Raw genomic sequence first — 18,678 nt, forward strand, 5'->3', positions numbered from 1 at the left:
GGAGAGTGTGGTCATGTACGCGATAATCAAAAGCGGTGGCAAGCAGTACCGCGCAGAGGCCGGAAGCAAGCTGCGCGTGGAGAAGCTCGAGGCCAACCCCGGCGATACCGTAGAGTTCGATGCCTTGATGATCGGCGGTGAAAAGGTAGTGCTGGGTACGCCTACTGTGCCGGGGGCCAAAGTGGTGGCCGAGGTGGTGCAGCACGGCAAAGGCAAGAAAGTCGTGGTGGCCAAGTTCAAAGCCAAGGTGCAGTACCGCCGTAAGCGGGGCCACCGCCAGCCCTACACCGAAATTGTGGTGAAGGAGATTCGCGCCTAGGAGCAGGCTATGGCACACAAAAAGGGACTGGGTTCAACCAAAAACGGGCGGGACAGCCAGGCTAAGCGTCTGGGGGTCAAACGCTTTGAAGGCCAGGTGGTGCGGGCTGGGCATGTGCTGGTACGCCAGCGGGGCACCAAGTTCCGCGCCGGTGCCGGTGTGGGTCAGGGCCGCGACTACACCCTCTTTGCCCTGATCGACGGGGTGGTGGAGTTTGCCGACAAGGGTCGCTTGGGCCGCTACGTGCGGGTCAGACCCCTCGAGGCCGGTCAGGTCTAACCTTATCTCCTAGGCTGAAGGCCAAAGGCCGCGCGCCTTAGCTTTCAGCCTTTTGTATTTAGAGCGGTAGCTTGGCATATGTTCAGAGATGTCCTCGAGATCAGCGTAAGCGCAGGCCGTGGCGGCGACGGCTGCATCAGCTTTTGGCGGGAGAAGTACATCGCCAAAGGGGGCCCCGACGGAGGGGATGGGGGCGATGGCGGCTCCATCCTCCTGCGGGCTTTGGGCCAAGTAGACTCCCTCTCTAAGCTATCCAAGCGGGTCTACAAGGCCGAAAATGGCCAGCACGGCATGGGCAAGGGGCTGTTTGGCCGCGCCGGTAAGGACCTGGTCATCGAGGTGCCCCGGGGCACCCGGGTCTACGACGCCGAGACCGGGGAACTCTTGGCCGACCTGGTGGAGGAGGGGCAAACCTTCGTGGCCGCTCGAGGGGGCAAGGGAGGCTGGGGCAACGCCCGGTTTGTAACCCCTACCCGCCAGGCCCCTCGCTTTGCCGAGGCCGGGGAGGAAGGCGAGAAGCGCCGGCTGCGCCTCGAGCTGATGCTGCTGGCCGACGTAGGGCTGGTCGGCTACCCCAACGCCGGAAAGAGCAGCCTGCTGGCCGCCCTCACCCATGCGCAGCCCAAAATCGCCAGCTACCCCTTCACCACCCTCTCCCCCAACCTGGGGGTGATTGAACAGGGCCTGGAGCGCCTGACCATGGCTGACATCCCCGGCATCATCGAAGGGGCCGCCCAGGGCCGGGGCCTAGGGCTGGAGTTCCTGCGCCACATCGCCCGTACCCGGGTCTTGCTGTATGTGCTCGATGGGGCCGATCAACCCGTTCAGGCCCTGCGTACCCTCCAGGCCGAGCTACGGGCCTACGATCCTGCGCTTCTCCTTCGCCCGGCCCTGATCGCGCTCAACAAGTGCGACCTACTTACCGCGGAAGAGACCCGTACCCTGGAGCACCAGCTGAGCCAAAGCGGCCTGCCGGTGCTGGCTATCTCCACCCAGACCCGTCAGGGCCTTCCTGCACTGGTAGAGGCCCTATTTGCCCTGGCGCCCTCGGCCCCCAAACCCACCCTTCCCCAACCTCAGCCCAGGCCCGAGTCTGCCGATTCCATCAAGGTTCACCAAGTGGAAGAAGGGGTCTTCGAGCTCGAGGCGCCCCACCTCGAGCGGCAGCTAAATCGGCTCAAGGGCGACCTAATGGAGGCCGCAGGCTACCTGCAGGAACTGTTCAAACGCCACCGGGTCGAGCCAGCCCTCAAGGCCCACGGGGTGCGGGCTGGCGACACGGTGCGCCTTGGCCCCCATGAGTTTGAGTACATCCCCGAGGTGCGCTAGAAGCCTTTGGGGTAGAATGGAGGCGAATGGTCAAAACCACCGATACCCTTAGGCTCATCGCCCAGGTCAAAGAGGCGCTGGAAGACAAAAAGGCCGAGAACGTGGTGGCGCTGGATCTAACCGGCGTTTCGGATACGCTGGATTATTTTGTCATCGCCACCGGAACCTCTCAACCGCATCTTCAGGCCCTCGAGCGGGCGGTGCGGGAAAAGCTAGAGGAGCAGGGCATCCGCGCTAGAGGTGTCGAAGGGCCCAGTCCCCGCTGGGTGCTCTTGGACTACGGCGCGGTGTTGGTCCATCTGATGAGCCCCGAAGCGCGCGAGTACTACGACCTAGAGGGCTTCTGGGCCGATGCTAAGCGGCTTTGAGGCCACCCCACAGGCGTAAAAGCTCCCCAAGGCTACTTGGTCTTAGGGGGGGGGTTGGGCGCTGGGCGGTAGTTGCGAATGGGGGCAAAGATAAAACGGTTGAAGATAACATAGGCCGCTAGGTAGACCCCCATCTGCACCCAAAAATCGTTGAACAGGGTAACCCCGTTGCTACCCAAAAGGGTCATGAGCAAGGTTAACGGGGTGACCACTATAAAAGCCCGCAGCACCAGGCTGGGAAAGACCTTGAGCATGTCCCGCCCCGAAAGCGGAGGGCGCTGTTGCGCCTTGCGCTTGAGTTTTTCTTCCCGGCGTTTCTTACCCATTGGGCTACATTAAGCCACCTGGCCCAGGGCTTGTCAAACCAAGGCGGCTTTGGCCCAGCCATCCGCTGGTGGTTTATTTAGGCGCATAGGCCCTGGCGGTATGCCCTATACTCTTCATGGGCTGGCGAAGAACCGGAACGCCGGGCCGGGTCCATAAGGCAACCGCCGCAATTATTTTCAATAGACCGGCCCGACCGACCCACCGGCTTTGTCCCAGGCCCCAGCGCAAGGGAGCCGCCTATGAGCACAACCCAGACCCCTACCCCCATCGCGGAGATGCTGCGCAGCATGGTGCAGGCCCGGGCCTCCGACATTCACCTGCAGGCCGGAGCCCCTCCCACCGTGCGCATAGATGGGAAACTGAAGCCCTTCGGCAGCAAGGTGCTCTCGCCAGCCGAGGTCGAGGCCATTGTGCGCAGCCTGCTGAACCCCCTACAGCAGGAGGAGCTCGAGTACAAAAAAGAAATGGACTTCGCCTACACCATACCCGGCCTAGCCCGCTTCCGCTGCAACCTGCTGCACCAGCGGGGCAGCCTGGGTCTGGTGATGCGGGTGGTCTCCGAGGCCATCCCCAGCTTCGAGGCGCTGGGTCTGCCTCGAGGGGTAATGGAGGAACTCGCCTCCAAGGAACGCGGGCTGGTTCTGGTAACCGGCCCCACCGGCTCGGGCAAGAGCACCACCCTGGCCGCCCTGATCGATCACATCAACCTACACTACCCCAAAAACATCGTCACCATCGAGGACCCCATCGAGTACTTGCACAAGCACAAAAAGAGCCTGGTGGTGCAGCGCGAGGTAGGGGTAGATACCGACTCCTTTGCCTCGGGGCTAAAGTACGCCATGCGCCAGGACCCCGATGTGATTCTGATTGGGGAGATGCGCGACCGCGAGACGGTGGAAGCGGCCATCATGGCCGCCCAGACCGGGCATCTGGTCTTCTCAACCCTGCACACCCTCGACGCCATCCGCACCATCAACCGCATCATCGACTTCTTCCCCCTGCACGAGCACCAGCAGATTCGCATCCTTCTGGCCGAGTCGTTGCTGGGCATCCTCTCCCAGCGCCTATTACCCCGGGCCGACGGCCAGGGCCGGGTTCTGGCTCTGGAGATTCTGCTCGCCACCCCCTTTGTGCGCGAGCTCATCAAGGATGAAAACAAGACCCCCCAGATCAAAGACTCCATGATGGAGGACAACCTGCGCGGGATGCGCACCTTCGACCAGCATCTGGTAGAACTCTACACCCAGGGCCAGATCAGCTTAGAGGACGCCGAGACCTCGGCCACCAGCCCCCACGAGCTCAAGCTGATGCTGACCAAGCACACCGGGCGGGGGTTTTAGGCCTTAGGCAAAGGAGGGCCCTTTCGGGCCCTCTGGTTTGCTCGAGTCAAGCGGTTAGTCTAAAGTGCACTGGTATACCTTGATGTCCGGCAGGCTACGGCTGCTCTCGTTACCCAGCGAGTCCCGGGCAATCAGGGTGAGGCGCACCACCTGGCCCTGGAAGCAGTCGTTGCCAAAATCGGCAAAACCACCGATCAGGTTGCTGGGGTTGTTCTGGCTGGGCGTCCAGTCCAGGTTGCCGCTGGTGGTGCTGGTGCTGAGGGTAACATTGCTGCGCCAGATCGCGGTGCTGCCAGGACGGAAGGAGGTAGCCCGCCAGATGTAGGTGATGGGGGTGTTGCCCTCGGGGTCGGTGGCGCTGGCGGGGGCGGTCAGGCGGGTGGTCCATCTGTATCCGTCAGTGTAGTTAGGCGTGCTGGGGGACAGGCTGCCCAGGGTGATGCTGGGGGGCAGGTTGGCCGGGGCCGGGTTGATGGTAATGCTCACGCTGGCCGAGGCAGTAAGCCCCTGGGGGTCGGAGGCGCTAAGGGTCAGGGTGCGGGGGCCGGTGCTGCTGAAGGCAACCTCGGTATTGCAGCCCGTGCGGGGGAAGCCGGGGTCGCTGGGGTTGCTGCTGGTCCAGCGGCAAGCGATGGCGCCGGGGCCAGGGTCGGGGCCTTCGTTGAGGTCGGTGGCGCTGCCCAGCAACTGCACGGTCTGCCCCACGAAGAAGGTGGCCCCGGCCGTGGGCTGGGAGATGGAGACCACCGGGGGCGTGTTGATGACGTTCACCGTCCGGCTCGTGCTACCCTCGCGGCCCAGGAGGTCGCGGGCCGTCACCCGCACAGTGCGGAGGCCTGCGGTGTTGAAGCGGTAGAAGGCGGTGTGGCCTGAAACCCGGCTGGGGGCGGGTTCCCAGGTCAGGGAGCAGGAGACCGGGGGGCAGTTGCTGCCGGCGAAGTCGGTCACGTTGGCGGTGACCGTCCACTCGCGGTTCAGGTCGGCGTTTTCATGGGCGCTCAGGGCGATGCTGGGGCCGCTCTCGCCCACGGCCAGGGCCCTGGATACCGCTGCAAAGGCATTGACCCGGCGCTGATGGCCCGAGACCCCCACGCCCCCCACATGGGCGGTGTCGCGCAGGATGGCCCAGACCTCGTTGGCCCTGAGCGAGGGGTTGGCAGCCCAGACCAGGGCGGCCACACCCGCCACAAAGGGCGAGGAATAGCTGGTGCCAGCCCGCAGACGGGCCTGGTTGTCGCGGTTGTCGGGGTCGTAACCGGTCCACAGCCAGAACGGCCCGTAGATGTCCACACTGTTGTCGTCGCGCTTGCTGCCAAAGTTGGAGAATGGGTCGCGGGCGGTGGCGTCGTGGGCCATTCCACCCACACAGATCACGGAGCGCGACTCGCAGGGGATGTGGGTGGAACCCTCGATACCCCCCCCCCCCGTTGTCCACGTTTTTGCCTGCGTTTCCGGCTGAGGCAAAGAGAAGCTTGCCAGTGGCTGCAACCATGGCGGTGAAACCATCCACCACCTCGCTGGGGGCGGGGCAAAGGAAAAGGCAGGCCGCCTTGACCGCAATGTCCCAGCCCAGGTCGAGCTCGAAGCCAAAGCTCATGTTGATGATTTTGGGGTTGCCAAAGACGGTAGCGGTGACGATGCGCTCGAGGGTGGAGATGATGCCGATGAAGTCTCCCTGAAAGGGCACCGCCAGAAGCTCGCCGACCGGGCCGGCGGGGCCTGCCACACCAAAGCCGTTGTCCGGGCGGCCCATGGCCGAGGTGGTGACGTGGGTACCGTGCCAGGGGCAGGGACGGCCATCACTGCAGCTGAGCGCGTTGGGCTCGTTCCAGCTTCCCACGACCTCCCGGGTTTCGGGGAAGTCGCCGCTGGGGGCGAATCCTCCGTCCAAAATCATGATGCGCACCCTGTTGCTAAGGCGTCCGGCCCGCTCGAGCAGCCGCCAGGCGTCGCCCACCCCAATATCCTGGGCGCTGCCCCGGCTCATGTAGGTCCACTGGAAAGCATCGGGGCTGTAGGCCACGTCGGGGGTCGCCGAGGAGGGGGCTTCGCTGGTGCTTCCTGTTGCAATAGCCCCAGGGGTGAACACAAAGTTGGGGGTGACGGTCATTTTTTCCTGGTTGGCCTCGGCCAGCGCCACTGCCAGCAGTTGGGCCGCCGCCGGGCTCGAGGTGCTAAAGCGGCCCTTCAGGTCGGGCAGGCTCTGGTTGAGGCGCTGCAGGATGGCCTCCACCTGGGCTGCCGAGGGGTCGAGCTGCACCTGGTAGGTTTTGGGGGCATCGCCTGCTTCGGTCTGAGAGATGATGCGCCCCCCCCAACGGGCCAGGAAGTTGTTGAGCTTGGTTTCATCGTTGGTGCTGACCACCAGCTCGCCCAGCACGAAGTCCATGGGAATACCGCTCTCGCCGACCATGCGGGCCAGGGGGCGGGGGGTTCCATCGGGGCCGGCCAGGCTGGGCTGGGCTGGGGTGAGGCTGCTATCCACCGGGATTTGCAGGGTTCCGCTGGGCTTGACCGAACCACAGGCAGCCAGCAAAAGTAGCGAGCTTACAAACAGGGCTTTCCAAAGGTGTTTCACGGTCTTCCTCCTTAGGTCTCCGGGTGTTGTGCCCAAAGGTAGAAGCTGCGGGTTGAACGAGGTATGAACGCAATATGCCTACGGGCCCCTCAGGGCGACGCGGAAATGGGGCAGGGCCGGCTTACCCCCGCTGGGTCGGAAGAGCAGCAGCAACTTGGCGGGGGAGCCGGGGGTCTGGTTGTGGTCGCGCAGGCCAAAGCGCAGCACCACCGCGGCCCCGCCGCCAGGGGGAATCTTGTCGTACCTCTGGGTCCAGTCGGCAGCCTCCAGGATGTTGCCCTGGGCGTCCAGGAGCTGGACCTTATCCAGGCCGGTGGTGAGCAGGCTCTCGGGGGTGCGGGCCAGGTTGCGGAACTCCAGGCGCAGGCTGTAGCCGGGCCGGGAGGCAAAGAAGGGGTTGGGGGCAGGGGCCACTTGCGAGGCCCGCACCCGCCAGACCCCATTGCTGAGCCAGTCGTCTTGCAGTCCCTCCACGGCCTCGACCCGCATCCGCCCCCCCACCGGCACGAACTGCACCGACCAGCCGTCGGGCCGGCGGCTCACCTCGGCCCCGGCTTTTTGCAGGGCCTCGAGGGCCACGTAAACCTTGCCCTGGATCACCACCACCTCGGTGGTGCGGGCCCCGTTCAGGTAGACCGCCGGGATGCTGGCCGCCAGGCCCAGCAGGAGGGCCAAAGAAAGCCCCAAAAGGGTTAGGGTTCTTTTCATATCCTACTCCTTAGGCAGCCATTGCGGGGTGGAGCTATCCAGGAAACACCCCGACTTCAGTAAGCGGTGGGGAAGAAGGTCGCGGAGAGGCGTACCCGGTTGTACTCGACGGTGCCAAATGGGCCTCTTGCACCCATAAAGTAAAAGGTGTTGTTGCCAGCCACCACCGATAGCCGGGTCTGAACAGTCGTGGTGTGCCAATAAGAACCCGTTGGAGCAGCGCTGGGGATCGAATCGATCTGTGCTATGCCTACGGCAACGGAGGTATTGACGGTGTTTATGCTGGTATAAGCGGTGGTGGGGTTCCCGCTGGTGTGTTTGAGTTCCAACGAAACCGTGCCGATAACCAGCACAAAGCCGCTGGCAGGGGCGTTAATTGTAATCGCTAGCATCTCGGTGGGGCTGGTGTCGAAGGCCCCGAGGGTGCCTCCGGTGTTGCTTTCGGTAAAAGCTACCCCTGGCTCGTCAACAATTTTGGCTGCACTGACGCTGTTGCTGGCCAGCTTGCTACTGGTGACGGCGTTATCGGCCAGTCGGGAGGCGCCTATGGGTGCCTCGAGGGCCTCTATCGCGCTACGCAGTGTGCTGAAATTACTGTTCACTTCGCTGGACTTAATTGGGGTGCCTGGTGCGAAGGTGGTAAGGCTGCCAACGCTTAGCGCATAGAGGCCAGTAGCGGCCAGGGTGAAGCCAAGTACTAGATATTTGAGGTTTTTGCCGTTCATGGGATTCTCCTGTCTGGCTTACTGCCAGGTGCTCTCGTCCCACTTGCTGTTGTCCCAGGTACCGCCCTGGGATCCACTGGGGCTCGAGCAGGCGCTGAAGGTAAGGCTCAGGATGAGGGCCAGTAAAACCCAAACACGCTTTCTCATGGCCGTTCCTAGGGAAGCTTATGGAACAGCGGGAGGCCTGCTGGGGCCGGATAAAGGGCCAGGCCTCCAGCACTGCCAATGCTGGTGCTGGTAATAATCCGCTCGGGGGTGGTGGGGCTTCCTGAGGTGCTGCTGGTGGTGAGTTGTGTGGAGGAAAGCCGAGCGAACTTGCCCATAGAGTAGGTAATCCACAGCCCACCTCCTTCGTCGAAGGCCATGCCTTCCAGCAGGGCCGAGACTGGAACGCTGACCTGGATGGCTGGAGTAAGGGTCTTGGTGCCGCTGCCGCCCTGGTCGCTGGAGGTGAGCCGGTAGATGACATTGGCACCGAAGGCCATGCCCCACAGGTTGCCGGAGGCATCGAAGGCCAGCAGGTTGGCATCCAGGGTACTGATAACCGGGCTTGGGGTCTGGGACTGGATAGTCAGGTCGGGGCCGCTGGTGCTGGCGTTCAGACGACTGGCATTGAATTTGACCACACGCTTGGCGCCGGCGTTGGCAATCCAGAGGTTGCCCGCGCTGTCGAAGGCGAGGCCCTGTGGCCCATTCAGTCCGGTAATTTCCACCGCCGGTGTAACCGAACCCGAAGCGCCAAGCTGGGCCGTACTGACGCGCACAACCTTGTTGGCACAAGGCACGCTAACCCAGAGGTTGCCGCTGGCGTCGAAGGCCAGCCGGCTGGCCCCAGGCAAGCAGCTTATGCCAGAGATATTGATGCTACGGTCGCGGGTTTTGCTACCCGAAGCGCCCAGAACGCTGGCAGGGTAGCGGGCTAGGGTGGGGTCTACCGTAGTGCCCCCGATGCCCCAGAGGTTGCCATCTTGGTCGAAGGTGATGTCGCGCATGCCGATGGTGCCGGCGCTCACGCTGGGGCTTTGGGTAGCGCTGCTGCCCAGCAGCGAGGCCGCAAAGCCCAGCAAGGGCGAGGCCCCACTGGGCGGGTTGCCGTTGTCCATCCAGAGCTTGTTGCTGCTAGGGATCGGGGTGTAGCTAACATTGACCGTGGTGGCCTGGCCGTCCCGCACACAGGCTGGGCTGCCGGAGGCGCTGCCGCTGTAAGCCGTGCGGATGAGGGGGTCGCTATCGGCCACCTTTTTGACCACCACATCGTGAATTCCGGCAGCTTGACCGGTGAGGGTTTGCGTCGCTGTCAGGGTCTGGGTACCGCTGGGGCCTGTAACCTCTACGGCTGCATTGACCCCATCCGGCAGGCCCGAGATATTGACTATCAGAGTGCCCTGGCCTGTTGGGCTACAGCCGCCCGTCCCCCCAGAACCGCCGCCGGTTGGCCCGCCACAAGCCGCCAGCAGCCCAGCTACTGCTAAAAACCCGAACCACGCTTTGTTCATTCCGCACCTCCTCTGCGCCGAGGTCTAGCACAGGCCGGAGGAACCCGGGGACCTTGGGGCAGGTGGGATCTGGCTCACCCGTTCCAGGTGGCGGATGAGGGAGGGCCAGTCGTGAAAGTAGCGAACCCGCTGGCTGTCCTTTAACTCAATCCGCAGTTGCCCCTCAGGGCTTTGTTCCACCTTGAGCAGGTAGACTCCCCGGCGCATACCCGGAGGCTAGCGGGGGGGCGTTGCAAAAAGCGTTGCAAGAGTTTGGCGTTGAAGTTGGTAGAAGGCCTCGAGGGCAGGGTGGAACTCTGGGGGAAGCTCGGCCTTCTCCGCCTCGAGCCGCTGGGTAGCCCACTCGGCCAGGCCCGCCTCCCCCAGAACCTGGGCCCCGATCCAAAGGACCAGCTGGGGCCAGGGGCCAGTGTACCCCTCGAGGCCTTCCAAGGCCTCCTGGGCCCGCGCCCGGGCCTCAGCCAGCCTGCCCTCCCGCAGGGCTAGGGCAGCCAGCCAGGCGGCATCCAGGGGCCAGTCGGGCCGGTGGGCCTGGAGGGCCTCCTCCAGGAGGGGCCGGGCCTCGGCCAGCCGGTTTTGGAAGAGGAGGGCCACCCCGAGGTCGGCCTGGGCCTCGAGGCGGGTCTGGGGGAGGGCTTTGGTCTCGGCCAGGGCCTGGCGGAAATACCCCTCGGCCCGCCCAGGCTGGCCCTGCCAGAGCCAGACCTGGCCCAAAGCCATAGCCGACTCAGCCAGCCCCCGGGGCTCTTGGATGGCCTGGAAAACCTCGAGGGCCTCCTTAGCCCGCTCAGTGGCCTGGGCCAAGGCCCCAAAGCGCAGATACAGGCCCGCCAGGTTGATGGCCACCCCGGCCCGGAAGTGAACCCGGCCCAGCTCGGCGAAGTAGGCGTAGGCCTCCTGGTAGGCCAGGAGGGCCTGGGCGGGTTGCCCAAGCCGGGCATAGGCTAGGCCCAAGAAGTTCTGGTAAACCCCTAAAATCTCGCGATAGCCCAGGGCCTGGGCCTCCCGGTAGGCCTGGGCCGCCACCGCCACCATCTCCTGGAGGGCCCCCTTGCGCAATAGCGCGGCGCAAACCATCTGCTTGAGGCGCACCTCGGCCAGGCCCGGGCTGCCCAGGCGGCGCAGATGCCCCAGCCACGCCTCTAAGGCCTCGTAGTCCTCCCGTAGCAAGGCCAGCTTGGCCAAGAGGTAGGCGGCCTCGGCCCGCAGGTTCCAGTCTCGCGTCCCTTCCCAGACCGCCAAGGCCTCCTCCCAGGCCCCGGCCTGGCCTAGGTTGGCCCGGGCGTCGGCCCGGTAGAGGCGGAGCCGGGGATGGGGCTCTAGGGCCAGAACCTCCTCAGCCAGGGCCAAGGCCTCGGCCCAGCGGCCCTGCATGGCTAAAAACCGCACCCGGCGGAAAGCCACCTCGGCCTGCTCTGCCGGGGTGAGCAGGGGGGCCAAGGCCTGGAGGCGCTCCAGCAGGGGGGCTTGCTCGGCGGGCCGGCTAAGGAGCATCCGGGCCTGCTCCAGGAGCAACAAAAGCCCAGCCTCCTCCGAGGCCCGGCCCGGGGCCTGCTGAAAGGCCTCCAAGGCCCGTCGGGCGTACCCCTCGGCCTGAGCGAAGGCCTGCCGCCCTAAAGCGGCTTCAGCCAGCCCTTGGGCCAGGGGCCAGGCCTCCTGGAAGAGATGGGCGGCCTCGAGGTGGTAAAGCCGCTCCTCTTTTTCCCCGTTTTGGGCCAGGAGGAGGTGGAGGCCTGTCCTTTCTGGGCCTAAAGTGCCCAATACGGCCTGGCGGAAAAGCTCGTGGCCCAGGCGGTACCCCTCGAGGTCGGCGGCCACCAAGCCAGCCCGGACCAAGGCGTCCAACCTAGCCTGCAAGCGGAGGAGCTCCTCGCCTAGGAGGCTTTGAAGCCGGGCCAGGGGCAAAGGCCGGGGGGAGAGGGCCAGAAGCCGGGCCACCCCCAGGCCCTCCAGGGCCTCGAGGCGGCGCACCACCTCCTCCTGCAAGCTTTGCGGCAGGGGCAACTCGCGGTAGTCCTCGGTCTCTTGGTCGAAGGGGGTGTGCCAGCCCTGGGTGTCAGCCCAGAGCAGGCCCTCGGCGAAGAGGGATTCCAGAACCTTGACCAAAAACAAAGGATTCCCTCCAGTAGCCCGGTGTAGCCTTTGGGCAAAGCGCACCCCACCGCTGGGCATCCCCGAGGCCCGCCGGATGAGCTCGAGGGTAGCCGCCTCATCCAAAGGGGTCAGGCTGAGCCGCTCCAAGAGGCGATCCCGCTCGAGGTCCTGGAGCCAAGGCCCAAGGCGGGGTTCGGCCTCGGGGCGGGCGGTGAGGAGGAGGCGCACCCCCTGGGCCTGGGCCCGGCGCACCAGATAGGGCAAAAACTCTAGGCTGGCCGCATCGGCGTAGTGTACGTCTTCCCAGACCAGCCAGCCCCCCTTGAGTCCGTGGAGCAGGGCCTGGGCAAGCCCCTCGCGGAAGCGAGCCGGGGCCAGGGGGGCCTCGGCCTCGCTCAGGTTTGGGGGGGCTTCAGCCAGCTCGGGCACCAGCCGGGCAGCCTCCAGGCGCCAGGCCTCTGCGAGTCCCACGAACCTTTCCCCTTCCTCCCAAAGCCGCCTGAGGCTGGCCGCCAGGCCGCCGTAAACCACTTTTTCGTCCTGGGGCACCTGGTTGAGGAAGCGATAGACGGGCTGAGTCTGGACGAACTCCTGGACAAGCCGGCTCTTGCCCACCCCGGCCTCACCCAACAGCAGCACGGCTGGGGCGGTAGCCCAGGTCAGGGCCCGCCAGGCCGCCCCTCGCCCCACTAGGGGAGGGTGCCCCAGGGCTACCCGGGGCTGGCCTGGCAAAGGGGGAAGGGGCCGGCCCTCCTGGATGGCCCGGACCAACCCGGCCATCCCCGCCGAAGGGGCCAAGCCCAGTTCAGCCTTAAGCCCCTTGGCGTAGGCTTGGTAGCGCCGCAGGGCCTCGGCAGGTTGCCCGAGCCCCGCCAAGGCCCTGAGCAGGCCGCCTAAGCCCTCCTCGTTCCAGGGGTCACGCTGCAGAAGGGTGGAGAGGGGCGCTATGGCCTGGGCCAAAGCCCCAGCTTGAAGGAGTTCCAAGCCCCTTTGTAGCAGGGCCTCCTCGTACTGGGCCTCCAGCCGGGCCCGGGTCAGCTCGAGCCACTCCTCTAGGGGAGGCTCGGCAAAGGTCAACCCCTCTAAAAGGATTCCCCGCCACAAGGCCAAAGCCTGGGCGTAACGCTGGGCGGAGAGGTGCTGTAAAAACTCAGCGACATCGCTTTGCAGGCTGAACCTGAGCTGGCCCTCTACCTCTTCCAACTCTAGGCCCGTCTGGCGCAATCGCACCAGCTCCCGCCGCAGGTTGGCCCGGGCCCGCTCCCCTTCCCAAAGCAGTCCAGCCAAGGCCTCACGATCCTGGGGGCCTTCCAAGGCCAGATAGGCCAGTAAGGCCCAGAGCTTGCGGGTAGGCAGCTCGAGGGCCCTCCCATCTTGCCAAAGCTCCGGGCAACCCAGCAACCGCAGGCGGAAGGACACGGTCTCAGTATAGGAAAAAGTGCGGCTCCCTCCTGTGCATAAGCCCATCCACCGCCACGGGTCTTCCCTCGTTGCCTCCGGGAACACACCGACGGCCCAGGTGGGGTTTCTCCCAAAGCAGCGGCCTGTGTAGAAAGCCGGGTCTATACAACTCATGAGCGCAGGCCGGGGGTACTGCTGCACCCCGAATCGCCCCTCGAGGCGCCACACGGGGGACGTGCTGCCCACCGGCCAGTCTGCGGCTTCTGCCGTGAATAGCCCCTACTGCTTCTAGCCTACCTAACCATGAAAGGCCCCAAGCCGCGGCACTTCCCGACCGAGATGCCCTGTCCTAAGGCTGCCGAGCCCATGAACCCGCTGGCGGTGGCCTTGAGCAAGTTAGGAACGGTGTGTGGCTCAAACCCCAGCCCCTGCGCCAAGCGCTCATCCCCTGAATAGACACCTGGCGGCAGGGCCAGCCAGAACGGGCCACGGCAAGCCACTGGCAGAACAAGAGACTGGCCATCTGAGAAGGCTATAGCACAAAACACCATCGAGATCCTGCTGTACCTGCGCCAGACCCCCTAGATCAGCACGCTTACCGACTGGTTGGTGTGCACCCGCCGGATGGCCTGGGCCAGCAAGGGAGCGGTGGGCAGAATGGTGTAGCCCAAGGCCGGGTTGAGCGCGATGGTATCGGTAAAAACCACCTCGCGGATAGCGGGGTGGGCCAGGTTCTCGCGGGCATTGCCCACCAACACCGCGTGCGAGGCCATCACGATCACCTCCGGCAGGGCCCCGGCGGCCAGCAGCGCCTCCACCCCCCGGCGGATGGTGCCGCCGGTGGAGATGATGTCGTCGATGATAATGGGCCGCTTCCCGGCCACATCGCCGATCACATAACTCACCTGGGTCTCGCGTGGCCCGATTCGGCGCTTGGCCAACAGGGCTAAGGGCAGATTCAGGCGCTCAGAAAGGCGGCGGGCTTGCTCAGCCCGGCCCGAATCCGGCGAAACCACCACCGCGTTCTCGGTTAGACCCTGACCTTCCAGGTACTCGGCAAAAAGCCGCACCGCCGAGAGCTCGTCCACCGGGTAGTAGAAAAACCCCTGAATCTGGGGAGCGTGTAGGTCTACCGTAATAACCCGGTGGATGCCCACGTGCTCAAGCAGCCCCGCTACCAGCCGGGCGGTGATAGGCTCGCGCCCCTGGGTCTGCTTGTCCTGCCGGGCATAGCCGAAGTAGGGGATCACCGCGTTGATACGGGCCGCGCTACTGCGACGCACCGCATCGGCCAGAACCAGGAGTTCCATCAGGTGGTCGTTGACCGGCGGGGCAGTGGGTTGGAGCAGATAGACATCGTCGCCCCGGATACTCTCCAAGAGGCGCACCCGTACCTCGCCGTCGGGAAAACGCTCCACCGTGGCCTGGCCTAACCTGATTCCCAAGGCTTTCGCCACCGCCTCGGCCAAAGGCCGGTTGGCGTTGCCGGAAAAGAGCTTGACCTGCCCGCCGCTAGTGTGCTCGAGCTCTTTCGCCTCTAGGCCCAAATGCTCGCCCACCGGTGCGCCCACCATCTTCCTCCTCCCCCATACCTTCCGATGCCTCCAGTATACTGGTGCTTCCCGGTGGCAACGCAAATCGCCTGGGGCCTGGCCCTACGGCCAGACCCCAGAAGTGGCCTGCCCCTATCCGAAACGGCCCGTAATGTAGGCTTCGGTGCGCTTGTCCTTAGGGGTAGTAAAGAGCAGGTTGGTGGGGCCAAACTCCACCAGATCGCCATTCAAGAAAAATCCGGTGAAATCCGACACCCGCCCAGCCTGCTGCATGTTGTGGGTTACAATGACGATGGTCACGTGGTTTTTGAGCTCGGTCAGCAGATCCTCGATGGACTGGGTGGAAATAGGGTCGAGGGCGCTGGTGGGCTCATCCATCAGCAGCACCTCGGGCTCTACCGCCAGCGCCCGGGCGATGCACAACCGCTGCTGCTGCCCCCCCGAAAGGCTCATGCTGGGGGCGTGCAAGCGGTCTTTGACCTCGTCCCACAAGGCGGCCTGGGTTAGAGCCCGCTCCACCGCCTCGTCCAGCAAAGACTTTTTGCGGATACCCACCAGGCGCAAGCCGGCCACCACGTTGCCGTAGATGGACAGGGTGGGAAAGGGGTTGGGCTTTTGGAAGACCATCCCGATCTTGCGCCGCACCTCCACCGGGTCCACCCCGGGGGCGTACACGTTCACCCCGTCCAGCAGCACCTCTCCTGTAACCCGGGCCGAAGGGGTCAGGTCGTGCATCCGGTTGAGCGCACGCAAAAAGGTGGTCTTACCGCAGCCTGAAGGCCCGATCAGCGCGGTAACTTTGTGGGTATAGATGGGCATGTCCACATCCTTAACCCCCGCTTTTTGGCCGTACATCACGGTCACCCGCCGGGCCTCGAGGCGGGTCTTTAGGCTAGGGTCCAGGGTCAGAATCTCGGTATGCCCGGTCTGGGGATTAGCGCTGGCTTCAAACTCACTCATCGCGTAGCACTCCTAAAGCCGCCCGCGGGTAAACCAGCGGGCCAGCAGGCTGGTCATCACAATAAGCCCCAGCAAAACCACCGCCGCTGCCCAGGCCTGGCGGTGCCAGTCCTCGTAAGGGCTGATGGCATAGGCGTACAGGCGTAGGGGCAGAGCATCCATCGGCTGGCGCAGATCGAGGGTGAGAAGGGTGTTGCCAAAGGCGGTAAAAATAAGGGGGGCGGCCTCCCCCGCCGCCCGGGCCGTGGCCAGCAGCAATCCGGTCACCACCCCACCCCGGGCCGCCGGCAAAACCAGCGACAGGATCACCCGCCAGCGGGGCAGGCCTAGGGCTAGCCCAGCCTCGCGGATGTGCCAGGGCACCAGCTTCAGCACACTTTCCGTGGTCTTGGCGATGATGGGCACCATGATAAAAGCCATGGCCAAGGCCCCAGAAAGGCCGGAGAAGGAACCCTGGGTCTTGACCACCAACACGTAGGCCAGAAGGCCCTTCAGGATGGCGGGCATTCCGTTGAGGGTGTCGGAAAGCGGGCGCAAGGTGGGGTTGAGCCGGTTATCGGGGTACTCGGCCAGCAGAATGCCCGCCCCGATACCGAAGGGCATGGCGATGAGCAAACCCGTACCGGTGATGACCAAAGTGCCCACGATGGCTGGGGCCATCCCCCCCCCCAGTTCGCCGGGAGGCTTGGGGCCCTTGGTGAAGAAGTCCCAGTTGAGGGAGGAAAAACCATTGACCAAAGCATAGCCTAGCACCAAAGCCAGCGGCAAAGCGGCCAGAATGGTGCCGATGACAACCACCAACAGGATCAGGCGGTCGCGGGCGTAGCGGGCTTGCAGGCTGCGCATAGGCTCTCCTCTAGGCCCGCTGCTCACCCACCTTGAGCTTATGCAAAAGGTAGCTAGCCACGGCGTTGACGATAAAAGCGATCAAAAACAGGTAGAAACCCACCCCGATGATGGCCGAGTAGTGCAGGTCCTCTACCGCTTCCTTGAGCTCGAGGGCAATCACCGCCGGCATGGTGGAGGCCGGGCCAAAAAGGGTGTAGGGCAGGATGTTACCGTTGCCGATAACCATAGCCACCGCCATAGTCTCGCCCAAAGCCCGGCCCAAAGCCAGCATAGCCCCGGCGAAGATACCCCCCCGGGCGTAGGGCAGGATCACCATCTGCATAACCTCCCAGCGGGTAGCCCCCAAAGCGTAGGCCCCCTCCCGCTGGGCTGCGGGTACGAGTTGAATGACATCGCGCGACAATGCCGCAGTAAAAGGGATAATCATGCTGGAAAGAACCACCACCGCGGTAAACATGCCGTAGCCTGAGGGATTGCCTAAATAGGGAGCGAGCCAGGGTGCGTTTTCTGAAGCCCAGAGAAAAACCGGTAAGTAAAGAACCTGCCGCAAAAAAGGGGCCAGCACAAAAATACCCCAGATACCATAGACCACGCTGGGCACCGCGGCCATCAGGTCCACCAGGTAGTTGATGAAACCCGCCAGCCAGCGGGGTGCGTACTCGGCGGCAAAAATGGCTGCGGCTAGGGCCACCGGCACCGACAGGAACAAGGCGGCCATGCTGGTGATGAGGGTACCCACCACATAGGGCCAGATGCCGAACTCGAGTTTCAGCGCCGGGTCCCAGGTAGTACCGGTAAGAAAGCCCCAGAACCCTTCCTTTTGAATGGTCTGCGAGCCGCCCAGGTAGAGGTAGTAGCCCAACCCCAGGGTTAGAGCCACAATGGAGAGAGCCAAAAGCAAGATCACCGCAAAGAAAATCCGGTCGCCGAGCAGGCGGTAGAGCGCCGAGGGCGGTCTTTTTATCCGTGAGGGTTGGACAGGGGCCTGTTGCATGTGCACGGGTTAAGTTTACAGAAGGGGTGGGCGTCGGCTAGACCCCCACCCCCTAAAGCTTGTTTACTGGCCGACGATCTCCTTGCCCAAAGGCTTGCCCTGGTAGGTGATGCGGGAGATCAGGGCCAGAGCGCGGGCCTGGGCCACCTCGGTAATGCGGGCGTAGGTCAGGGGTTCGTTAAACTTCTGCCCCTCGGTTACGATCCACTTGAGGAGCTGCACAAAAGCCCGGGCCTCGGCCTCGCTCTTGAAGGCCTTGTTCTTATCGAGCTGCTCGTAGACCAGGATGTAAGCGAAGCTGGAAACGGGGTAGCCGTCCGGGGCTGCGGTGTTGGTGAGGGAGACGCGGGCATCCCCTGGCAGTACCACATTGGCCGCCGCGGTGATCGAGGCTAGGTCGGCCACGATAGCCCGGCCTGCCCGGTTGATCACTGCACCGTACTGGATGCGGTTTTGTATGGCATAGGTCACCTCGTTGTAGCCGATGGCCCCAGGGGTGTTGCGCACCACCCCGGCCACCCCCTCGTTGCCCCGGCCACCCACCTTGTTGGGGGCCAGCCAGTTGACCGAGTTGCCCCGGCCCACCTTCTGGGCCCATTCCGGCGAGACCTTGGTCAGGTAGTCGGTCCAGACGAAGGTGGTTCCCGAGCCGTCAGAGCGGTGCACCACGGTAATGGGCAGGGCCGGCAAGCGTACTCCAGGGTTTAGCGCAGCAATGGCGGGGTCGTTCCAGGTCTTGATGTTCCCCAGGAAGATATTGGCCAGCACCTCCCCACTAAAGGTCAGGCGCTGGGTCACCCCAGGCAGGTTGTAGGTCGGCACCACCGCCCCTAGCAAAAAGGGGATGTTGAGGGCTGGCGAGCCGGTGTTGCGCCGGATGTCGGCCATCTGCTGGTCGTTAAAGGGGTTGTCGGAGACGCCAAAGTGCACGGTTTGCTCGATGAACTGGCGCTGTCCGCCCCCCGAGCCAATGGACTGGTAGTTCACCCGCACCTGGTTATTCGTCACCTTGAGGTACTCGTCGAAGTACTTGGCCAGCACCGGGAAGGGAAAGGTAGCCCCTGCGCCGGTCAGGCTCACCTGGGCCAAGGCCAGGTTGGCTATGCCCAGCAGGGCGGTAGCGGCGATCAGTAGTTTTCTCATGTAACTCCTCCTTTTGTGCAGGGCAGGGCCCTGGCTACGCCGATAGCTTGGCAGTTTCGTGTCAGAAGATTGTCAGGCCCAGGGCAAAAACCAGTAGGAGTTACGCAGTTGCAGTTGACTGGACATTCTTCTGTGTGCTAGGAGGAGAGTGCTTAGCCAAGCTTCTCCAAAGGGGGTGATGCCCATGAACCCACCGAAGTGCGATGACCTGGACT

19 protein-coding genes and 2 pseudogenes are annotated in these 18,678 nt (G+C 64.2%); 6 read left to right on the plus strand and 15 right to left on the minus strand.

Annotated features, from left to right (window positions below; translation table 11 throughout):
- Window positions 1–13 precede the first annotated feature (13 nt).
- The 4 genes from rplU (at window position 14) to rsfS (ending at window position 2,295) form a co-directional block, all read left to right on the plus strand.
- The gene (gene rplU, locus G552_RS0107235; protein ID WP_027882434.1) at window positions 14–319 is read left to right on the plus strand and encodes a 50S ribosomal protein L21; all 306 of its coding nucleotides are present in this window, start codon (window positions 14–16) and stop codon (window positions 317–319) included.
- 9 nt (window positions 320–328) lie between these two features.
- Window positions 329–598, plus strand: coding sequence for a 50S ribosomal protein L27 (gene rpmA / locus G552_RS0107240; protein ID WP_027882435.1), 270 nt, complete (start codon window positions 329–331; stop codon window positions 596–598).
- 78 nt (window positions 599–676) lie between these two features.
- Window positions 677–1,927: a GTPase ObgE gene (gene obgE / locus G552_RS0107245; protein WP_027882436.1), complete on the plus strand. Its 1,251-nt coding sequence runs from the start codon at window positions 677–679 to the stop codon at window positions 1,925–1,927.
- Between the two features lie 26 nt (window positions 1,928–1,953).
- Window positions 1,954–2,295, plus strand: coding sequence for a ribosome silencing factor (gene rsfS, locus G552_RS0107250; protein WP_027882437.1), 342 nt, complete (start codon window positions 1,954–1,956; stop codon window positions 2,293–2,295).
- A gap of 32 nt (window positions 2,296–2,327) precedes the next feature.
- On the opposite strand, the gene G552_RS0107255 is transcribed toward rsfS, so the two are convergent.
- Window positions 2,328–2,621: a hypothetical protein gene (locus G552_RS0107255; protein WP_027882438.1), complete on the minus strand. Its 294-nt coding sequence runs from the start codon at window positions 2,619–2,621 to the stop codon at window positions 2,328–2,330.
- Between the two features lie 240 nt (window positions 2,622–2,861).
- Between G552_RS0107255 and G552_RS0107260 the strand changes: the two genes are divergently transcribed.
- Window positions 2,862–3,962 carry a type IV pilus twitching motility protein PilT gene (locus tag G552_RS0107260; RefSeq protein WP_027882439.1) on the plus strand — a complete coding sequence of 367 codons (1,101 nt, stop codon included), beginning with the start codon at window positions 2,862–2,864 and terminating at the stop codon, window positions 3,960–3,962.
- A 54-nt stretch (window positions 3,963–4,016) separates the two neighbouring features.
- Here the strand turns inward: G552_RS0107260 and G552_RS16730 are convergent, their stop codons facing one another.
- The 9 genes and pseudogenes from G552_RS16730 to G552_RS0107295 form a co-directional block, all read right to left on the minus strand.
- A complete protein-coding gene (locus tag G552_RS16730; RefSeq protein ID WP_245575141.1) occupies window positions 4,017–4,991 on the minus strand; it encodes a hypothetical protein in 975 nt (324 codons plus the stop codon).
- 123 nt (window positions 4,992–5,114) lie between these two features.
- Window positions 5,115–5,468, minus strand: a pseudogene (locus G552_RS17005) (S8 family serine peptidase); the annotation flags it as partial.
- Window positions 5,464–6,375: pseudogene (locus G552_RS17010) on the minus strand (S8/S53 family peptidase); the annotation flags it as partial. The pseudogenes G552_RS17005 and G552_RS17010, both read right to left, overlap by 5 nt.
- Before the next feature lie 243 nt (window positions 6,376–6,618).
- Window positions 6,619–7,248, minus strand: a complete 630-nt coding sequence (locus G552_RS0107270; protein ID WP_027882440.1) for a hypothetical protein — start codon at window positions 7,246–7,248, stop codon at window positions 6,619–6,621.
- A 56-nt stretch (window positions 7,249–7,304) separates the two neighbouring features.
- On the minus strand, window positions 7,305–7,973 hold the full coding sequence (locus G552_RS0107275; protein ID WP_027882441.1) for a hypothetical protein: 669 nt from the start codon (window positions 7,971–7,973) through the stop codon (window positions 7,305–7,307).
- A gap of 18 nt (window positions 7,974–7,991) precedes the next feature.
- A complete protein-coding gene (locus tag G552_RS16955; protein ID WP_281167339.1) occupies window positions 7,992–8,120 on the minus strand; it encodes a hypothetical protein in 129 nt (42 codons plus the stop codon).
- An 8-nt stretch (window positions 8,121–8,128) separates the two neighbouring features.
- Window positions 8,129–9,469, minus strand: a complete 1,341-nt coding sequence (locus G552_RS0107285) for an NHL repeat-containing protein (protein ID WP_027882442.1) — start codon at window positions 9,467–9,469, stop codon at window positions 8,129–8,131.
- Window positions 9,470–9,493: 24 nt separating this feature from the next.
- Complete coding sequence (locus G552_RS0107290) at window positions 9,494–9,676, minus strand: hypothetical protein (RefSeq protein ID WP_027882443.1); 183 nt, start codon at window positions 9,674–9,676, stop codon at window positions 9,494–9,496.
- Between the two features lie 9 nt (window positions 9,677–9,685).
- Window positions 9,686–12,982 carry an ATP-binding protein gene (locus G552_RS0107295; RefSeq protein ID WP_027882444.1) on the minus strand — a complete coding sequence of 1,099 codons (3,297 nt, stop codon included), beginning with the start codon at window positions 12,980–12,982 and terminating at the stop codon, window positions 9,686–9,688.
- A gap of 285 nt (window positions 12,983–13,267) precedes the next feature.
- On the opposite strand from G552_RS0107295, the gene G552_RS16255 reads away from it, so the two are divergent.
- The gene (locus G552_RS16255) at window positions 13,268–13,420 is read left to right on the plus strand and encodes a hypothetical protein (RefSeq protein WP_156890691.1); all 153 of its coding nucleotides are present in this window, start codon (window positions 13,268–13,270) and stop codon (window positions 13,418–13,420) included.
- A gap of 125 nt (window positions 13,421–13,545) precedes the next feature.
- Here G552_RS16255 and G552_RS0107305 read toward each other — a convergent pair whose 3' ends face one another.
- The 5 genes from G552_RS0107305 to pstS all read right to left on the minus strand — a co-directional run bounded on the left by G552_RS0107305 (window position 13,546) and on the right by pstS (window position 18,463).
- Complete coding sequence (locus tag G552_RS0107305) at window positions 13,546–14,538, minus strand: ribose-phosphate diphosphokinase (protein ID WP_027882446.1); 993 nt, start codon at window positions 14,536–14,538, stop codon at window positions 13,546–13,548.
- Window positions 14,539–14,649: 111 nt separating this feature from the next.
- Window positions 14,650–15,477: a phosphate ABC transporter ATP-binding protein PstB gene (pstB, locus tag G552_RS0107310; RefSeq protein ID WP_084640396.1), complete on the minus strand. Its 828-nt coding sequence runs from the start codon at window positions 15,475–15,477 to the stop codon at window positions 14,650–14,652.
- A gap of 12 nt (window positions 15,478–15,489) precedes the next feature.
- A complete protein-coding gene (gene pstA / locus G552_RS14965) occupies window positions 15,490–16,323 on the minus strand; it encodes a phosphate ABC transporter permease PstA (protein ID WP_051195731.1) in 834 nt (277 codons plus the stop codon).
- Window positions 16,324–16,333: 10 nt separating this feature from the next.
- Window positions 16,334–17,320 carry a phosphate ABC transporter permease subunit PstC gene (gene pstC, locus G552_RS0107320; protein ID WP_036270441.1) on the minus strand — a complete coding sequence of 329 codons (987 nt, stop codon included), beginning with the start codon at window positions 17,318–17,320 and terminating at the stop codon, window positions 16,334–16,336.
- Window positions 17,321–17,383: 63 nt separating this feature from the next.
- The gene (gene pstS / locus G552_RS0107325; RefSeq protein ID WP_027882449.1) at window positions 17,384–18,463 is read right to left on the minus strand and encodes a phosphate ABC transporter substrate-binding protein PstS; all 1,080 of its coding nucleotides are present in this window, start codon (window positions 18,461–18,463) and stop codon (window positions 17,384–17,386) included.
- Window positions 18,464–18,678 lie beyond the last annotated feature (215 nt).

This window comes from Meiothermus rufus DSM 22234, from assembly GCF_000423425.1.
GTDB lineage: Bacteria > Deinococcota > Deinococci > Deinococcales > Thermaceae > Meiothermus > Meiothermus rufus.

Bases quoted from the DNA above. Each gene is read 5' to 3' on its own strand.
- pstC (WP_036270441.1), bottom strand. From the start codon at position 17,320: ATGCAACAGGCCCCTGTCCAACCCTCACGGATAAAAAGACCGCCCTCG.
- G552_RS16955 (WP_281167339.1), bottom strand. From the start codon at position 8,120: ATGAGAAAGCGTGTTTGGGTTTTACTGGCCCTCATCCTGAGCCTTACC.
- G552_RS0107290 (WP_027882443.1), bottom strand. From the start codon at position 9,676: ATGCGCCGGGGAGTCTACCTGCTCAAGGTGGAACAAAGCCCTGAGGGG.
- obgE (WP_027882436.1), top strand. From the start codon at position 677: ATGTTCAGAGATGTCCTCGAGATCAGCGTAAGCGCAGGCCGTGGCGGC.
- pstS (WP_027882449.1), bottom strand. From the start codon at position 18,463: ATGAGAAAACTACTGATCGCCGCTACCGCCCTGCTGGGCATAGCCAAC.
- pstB (WP_084640396.1), bottom strand. From the start codon at position 15,477: ATGAGTGAGTTTGAAGCCAGCGCTAATCCCCAGACCGGGCATACCGAG.
- rplU (WP_027882434.1), top strand. From the start codon at position 14: ATGTACGCGATAATCAAAAGCGGTGGCAAGCAGTACCGCGCAGAGGCC.
- G552_RS0107270 (WP_027882440.1), bottom strand. From the start codon at position 7,248: ATGAAAAGAACCCTAACCCTTTTGGGGCTTTCTTTGGCCCTCCTGCTG.
- pstA (WP_051195731.1), bottom strand. From the start codon at position 16,323: ATGCGCAGCCTGCAAGCCCGCTACGCCCGCGACCGCCTGATCCTGTTG.
- rpmA (WP_027882435.1), top strand. From the start codon at position 329: ATGGCACACAAAAAGGGACTGGGTTCAACCAAAAACGGGCGGGACAGC.
- G552_RS0107275 (WP_027882441.1), bottom strand. From the start codon at position 7,973: ATGAACGGCAAAAACCTCAAATATCTAGTACTTGGCTTCACCCTGGCC.
- G552_RS16255 (WP_156890691.1), top strand. From the start codon at position 13,268: ATGAAAGGCCCCAAGCCGCGGCACTTCCCGACCGAGATGCCCTGTCCT.
- G552_RS0107260 (WP_027882439.1), top strand. From the start codon at position 2,862: ATGAGCACAACCCAGACCCCTACCCCCATCGCGGAGATGCTGCGCAGC.
- G552_RS0107285 (WP_027882442.1), bottom strand. From the start codon at position 9,469: ATGAACAAAGCGTGGTTCGGGTTTTTAGCAGTAGCTGGGCTGCTGGCG.
- G552_RS0107305 (WP_027882446.1), bottom strand. From the start codon at position 14,538: ATGGTGGGCGCACCGGTGGGCGAGCATTTGGGCCTAGAGGCGAAAGAG.
- rsfS (WP_027882437.1), top strand. From the start codon at position 1,954: ATGGTCAAAACCACCGATACCCTTAGGCTCATCGCCCAGGTCAAAGAG.
- G552_RS0107255 (WP_027882438.1), bottom strand. From the start codon at position 2,621: ATGGGTAAGAAACGCCGGGAAGAAAAACTCAAGCGCAAGGCGCAACAG.